4 protein-coding genes and 1 pseudogene are annotated in these 5,856 nt (G+C 57.3%); 3 read left to right on the forward strand and 2 right to left on the reverse strand.

The window, feature by feature from the left end; all coding sequences use genetic code 11:
• Together B4F73_RS16625 and B4F73_RS16630 are read right to left on the reverse strand one after the other, a co-directional pair.
• Window positions 1-329: pseudogene (locus B4F73_RS16625) on the reverse strand (hypothetical protein); the annotation flags it as partial.
• Window positions 330-341: 12 nt separating this feature from the next.
• Complete coding sequence (locus B4F73_RS16630) at window positions 342-1,322, reverse strand: AAA family ATPase (RefSeq protein ID WP_290483832.1); 981 nt, start codon at window positions 1,320-1,322, stop codon at window positions 342-344.
• 140 nt (window positions 1,323-1,462) lie between these two features.
• Between B4F73_RS16630 and B4F73_RS16635 the strand changes: the two genes are divergently transcribed.
• From B4F73_RS16635 to priA, 3 genes are all read left to right on the forward strand, one after another.
• Window positions 1,463-2,434: a hypothetical protein gene (locus B4F73_RS16635; RefSeq protein WP_290483833.1), complete on the forward strand. Its 972-nt coding sequence runs from the start codon at window positions 1,463-1,465 to the stop codon at window positions 2,432-2,434.
• 70 nt (window positions 2,435-2,504) lie between these two features.
• A complete protein-coding gene (locus tag B4F73_RS16640) occupies window positions 2,505-4,295 on the forward strand; it encodes a flavin-containing monooxygenase (protein ID WP_290483834.1) in 1,791 nt (596 codons plus the stop codon).
• A gap of 59 nt (window positions 4,296-4,354) precedes the next feature.
• Window positions 4,355-5,856, forward strand: a 1,502-nt coding sequence (gene priA / locus B4F73_RS16645; RefSeq protein ID WP_290483835.1) for a replication restart helicase PriA, incomplete at its 3' end; no start/stop codon positions are given.

Below are 5,856 nucleotides of genomic sequence, written 5' to 3' on the forward strand. Positions count from 1 at the left end.
GCGGCGATCGCGACCTCATCTCCGGAATCCATCAACTCGACAGGGTCAGGCTGGCCTGAGGGTGAGTCCCGTGATGCATCGCCGTCGGAGTCAGACTTGTCCGCACTCGAAAGATTTCGCTTGGCAAAAAAGGAATCGAACAACTCGTCAAACGTAATGGCCTCATCCGGAGATTTGGCCAGCGTGCACCGGAGGGAATCCTTCAGGAGGGTGCGGTCAGCATAGCCCGCGACGGATACAGCGCGTGCCGCGTCCAATGCCTCACCGGTTGATACCCGCACATTTGATGCGCGCAGGGCCCGAATGAAGCTGGTGATCTGACGGTCCATATCAGTTCCGGATCAGCGTGTGATCTGTCCCGCATAGGCAGGTTTGCCATTGGTCGCTTCACGGACAAGTTTTGGTACATCTCCGGACACGACGGCAATGTCGCTCTCATGCTTGAGCAATACATTCAGCGTGTCCTTGACGAAGCGCTCATCGAGGGCATTTGCGTGGAGCAACAGCAATGTTTTCGCCCAATCGACAGTCTCGGCAATCGAAGGCTGCTTCTTTATGTCCAGGTCTCGCACCGACTGAACGAAGCTGACCATCTGGTTGAGCAAGTTTTTCGAGATGCCTTCCACGCGCGCTTGCACAATGCGCTGCTCGCGCTTGTGGTCCGGGAAACCGATATGAAGGTGCAGGCAGCGCCGCTTCAAGGCATCTCCCAATTCGCGTACATTATTTGAAGTCAGAATAACTATCGGCGGAACATTGGCCTTGATCGTGCCGATCTCCGGTACGGTTACCTGGTAGTCTGACAGGACTTCGAGCAAAAAGGCTTCAAATTCCTCATCAGACTTGTCGATCTCGTCGACCAGGAGAACGCTGCCTGCGGACTGGCGCATGGCGGTCAGCAGGGGGCGAGCCTCGAGAAACTGTTCCGAAAAGAAAAGGTCTTCAAAGGAACCGAGTTTGGCCAGCGAGGATTCGAGCGATTTCTCATCGCCGACGACCTCGTTCAGCTTTTCCTTGAGCAACTGAGTGTAGAGGAGCTGCTTGCCATACTTCCACTCATACAGCGCTTTGCCTTCATCAAGGCCCTCATAGCATTGCAGGCGCAGCAGTGGCACGTCCAGCCAACGCGAAAGCGAGGCAGCGAGATCGGTTTTGCCGACGCCTGCAGGCCCTTCAATCAAGATCGGTTTGCGCAGGCCAAGTGCCAGGAAAACAGCAGTCGAGATCTGCTGAGTCGAAATGTAGCCGACGGATTCGAGGCCAGACGTGATCGCCTCAATCGACGTCATGGGCTCATAGCCGGTGGAGATTGTATTTGTCATCCCTGAAAGGGGTAGGGGCGCTGGCTGAAACTGGCAAGATGTATCGCTGGGGTAGGCATTCGGTCGTCTACGTAGTGTGCCGGATTATTTCAGCGGTCAGTATTGCGATAGATTGCGCCCTAGACACAGGAGGTTGGATGGTGAGCGACGTACAAAAACTGCAGGTTCGCGAAGCCGTGGGCGTGTTTGAATCCGAGGATGCCCTGCAAGCGGCCATCGACGACCTTCTGTCCCACGGGTTCAATCGAGCCGAGATATCGCTGCTCGCAGCAACAGATAGTGTGGAAAAGAAGCTTGGACACGCTTATCGGAGGGTCGCTGAAATCGAGGACGATTTTTCCACGCCCCGGATCGCCTATGTGGCAGAGGAGGATGTTGGCAACGCAGAGGGCGCGGTGATTGGCGGCCTCATCTACATTGGTGCGGTTGCAGGCCTCATTCCGGTTGTGGCGTCCGGTGGTGCTATGGCTGCTGCGCTCGCGGCATTGGTTCTCGGCGGCGGAAGCGGCGCCGCTATTGGCGCTGTGTTGGCAAAGCTGATTGGTAAAGAGCATGGCGAATATGTTGCCGATCAGATCAAGCACGGTGGCCTGACCCTCTGGGTTCGAACATGGAATGCGGGGGATGAGCGTCGCGCAGTGCAAATACTAAAGGCTCATTCGGGCAAGGATGTTCATCTGCACGGCCTTCCAGACCATGGCTATGCTCCAAAGGCGCCGGTGCTTACCGTTCGGGCGAGTGATCAACAAGATGAGACGATTGTCGACGACGGTAGCGGCGTTTTCTATGTATCAGGCAAGATATTCCCAGATCGTGCCGCCGCAGAATCGTACCTGGCGCGGCAGCTATATCTTGAGAAACTGTACCAATCCAGTCGATCGCTGGACATCGACCTCGACGCGGCAATGCTCGATCCCGCGTCTGTATTCCATTCGGTCGGTGACCTCATGCGGATACCCTGTTCGGACGAGATCAAGCTCGAACTGCTGCATCGCTGGGCCTATGATGTAAGGATGCTTGAAGTGGCCGATGATGAAGGCATGACAGGCCCCTCCAGGGCAGATCTCATGCAGGAAATAGAACGTGCCATTTTGAACTTGAAACCTGCTTGATTTCCGTTTGGGGAAGGTAGGCAAGTTGATCCTATAAGCGGACCTAATCCGCATTCTTATGGGGTAGGAAATGAGCATCACCGCGCTGGACAAGGACAAGATCAAGCAGAAGTACCGCGCCGAGCGTGACAAGCGGATCAGGCCCGAGGGAAACGCCCAGTACAAGCGACTGGCCGAATTCGAAGACCTGTCCGATGATCCCCATATGCCCGTGATCGAGCGGGCGCCTGTAACAGATCATGTGAAGTTTGCCTTTATTGGTGGTGGGTTTGCCGGCCTCGTTGTCGGCGCTCGGCTCAAACGGGCCGGTATTGATGATGTTCGAATTGTTGAAAAAGGCGGCGACGTCGGCGGCACCTGGTATTGGAACCGCTATCCGGGTGCGCAATGTGATACAGCGTCGATGATCTATATGCCCCTGCTCGAAGAGACAGGGCATATGCCCACCGAGAAATACGCCCATGCCCCGGAAATCCGAGACCACTGCAAACGCATCGCGTCGCAGTTCGATCTCTACGACAAGGCGCTATTCCATACCGAAGTAACGGCGCTGGAATGGAATGATGCCGCGAGTCACTGGCTGGTGCGCACCTCTCGCGGCGATGCATTCACGGCAAAATATGTGGGTATGGGGACCGGGCCGCTGCACGTCGCGAAACTGCCCGGCATCCCCGGTATTGAATCGTTCGGCGGAAAGGCGTTTCACACCAGTCGGTGGGACTACGACTATACCGGCGGCGATCCGTCCGGTGCTCATATGGACAAGCTTGCCGACAAGCGGGTCGCACTGATCGGGACGGGCGCCACATCGATCCAGTGCGTACCGCACCTGGCCAAGTCAGCGAAACAATTGCTGGTGTTCCAGCGTACACCATCCTCCGTGGACGTTCGGAACAATGCGCCTATTGACCCGGACTGGTTCAAGGAAGTCGCGGGGCCGGGCTGGCAACAGCGCTGGTACGACAATTTCGTGGAAAACCAGTCGCAGGGCTTGCCGGAGACAGATCTCGTAATGGACGGCTGGACCGAATTATCGCGCCGCATCCGCGAGAAAGTCATGGCGCTTCCCCCGAGTGAGTGGACGCCCCAGAACATGATGGTTGCCTTCGAAGATGCCGACTTTGAAAAGATGGAGGAAATCCGTAGCCGCGTGGATTCTATCGTCGAAGATTCCGAAACCGCAGGCAAGCTGAAAGCGTGGTACCGTCAACTCTGCAAACGTCCGTGCTTTCACGACTCCTATTTGCAAGCATTCAACGAGCCGGGCACGCAACTCGTCGACACAGACGGTCAGGGAGTTGAGCGGATAACCGAGACGGCTTTGGTCGCCAATGGTTTGGAGTATGAAGTCGATTGCATCATCTATGCGTCGGGCTTCGAGGTGGGGTCGACCTATACATCGCGCGCTGGCTTTGATCTTGTCGGTCGGGACGGGCAGACACTTTCGGCCTGTTGGCGTGACGGTATGCGCACGCTACATGGCAATCAGGTTCACGGGTTTCCAAACGCCTTCATTGTCCAGCCAAGTCAGGCAGCGAACCTGATCTCCAATGTGCCGCATAACATCGTGGACCATGCAAACACCATCTCCGCGATTGTGTCGCACACGGAGAAAAATGGATTTTCTGAAGTCGAGCCGACCGACACGGCTCAGGATGCCTGGGTCGACCTTGTGCTGAGTGGTTCTGGCATGATGATCGGATCCCCCGACTGTACGCCCGGTTACTACAACAATGAAGGCAAGGGCCTGACGGAACTGAACAAGTATGCGGTTGGGCATCCGGGCGGCCCGCGCGCTTATTTTGCACATATTTCCGCTTGGCGACAGAGTGGTGAGTTTGAAGGTGTGGAGTTTCGCTGACGCCTGCGAATGTCGAGAGGGGTTCGACACTATAAGGGGGACGCGCTAGGGAATTGCCCATGCCTGTCGCCCGGATTCTCTTTCCATTGCCGTTGCCCGAACCATTCGATTATGCGGTTCCGGACGGGCTCGACGTTCAGGAAGGCTCTTATGTCGCGGCGCCGCTCGGCAAGTATGAACGGCTGGGCGTTGTACTGGAGTTATTGCCAGACAGTGCAGGCGAAGGTCGGAAACTGAAAGACGTGGGTGGAGTCTATCCAACGCCACCCATGACGGCTGCCATGCGGGAATTCGTCCAATGGGCTGCGCGTTACACAGTTTCTCATCCGGGACATGTATTGGGTATGGCGCTGCGCTCGCGGGGGGGGCTTGAGCCGTCACCTACGGAGACGGTCTATCACCTAACCGGTGAGTCACCCCCACGTGTCACCGAAGCCCGCACCAAACTGATCGAGGCAGCCGAGCAGCTGGGCGCTCAGACTGCCTCGACGCTTGCCGAGGCAGCAGGCGTGTCGTCTGGCGTCGTGAAGGGACTGGCTGAAGCGGGCGTGTTGCGGGCTCGATCCATGCAGACAGATCTTCCGTTTGATGTGCCATCACCTGACTTGCCAGGCGCTACGCTGACAGACGAACAGTCTGAGGCTGCTGAAGCGTTGAAGCAGGCCGTGAGCGCGCGCGGCTTTTCTACCTTCCTGATTGATGGTGTCACCGGCTCGGGAAAAACCGAAGTCTATTTCGAGGCCATCGCAGAGTCTTTGCGAACGGACCTGGAGGCGCAGATACTGGTTCTATTGCCGGAAATTGCTCTGACGCAGGCCATTCTGTCTCGGTTCGAAGTGCGGTTTGGTGCCAAGCCGGCGCCTTGGCATTCCGGCTTGTCCGACAAGGAACGCCGCCGGACGTGGCGGGAAGTGGCGCATGGTCGTGCCCGCATTGTAATCGGGGCGCGATCCGCCCTGTTCCTGCCATTCCATAAGCTGAAACTCATCATCATCGATGAAGAACATGATGGCAGCTATAAACAGGAAGACGGAGTCACCTATCATGCGCGCGATATGGCGGTGATGCGCGCGAAGCTCGAAGAGGCAATTGTCGTGCTTGCCTCTGCGACGCCCGCGCTTGAGACAGTGGTGAACGCAGAGACAGGCCGGTATCACCGCCTGCAACTGTCCGCGCGTCCGGGTGCTGCACGATTGCCGGATGTTGATCTGGTTGACTTGCGCCGCGCGCCGCCAGAGCGAAATCACTGGCTGTCGCCTCACCTGATACATGCCATGCAGGAAACGCTGGCGGTGGGCGAACAAACTCTCTTGTTTCTCAACCGCCGGGGTTACGCCCCCCTGGTGCTCTGCAAGAGTTGCGGTGAACGTTTAAAGACACCCGGTACAGAGAACTGGCTGACCGAGCACCGTTATACGGGGCGTCTGGTGTGTCATGTTACCGGCTATTCCATTCCCAAGCCAAAGGCCTGTCCCCATTGCGGGGCCGCTGACTCGCTGATGGGGGTTGGGCCGGGCGTCGAGCGCGTGGCCGAAGAGGTCAGAACCCTGCTGCCGGACGC

This window comes from Hyphomonas sp. UBA3601 (genome assembly GCF_002375605.1).
Lineage (GTDB): Bacteria > Pseudomonadota > Alphaproteobacteria > Caulobacterales > Hyphomonadaceae > Hyphomonas.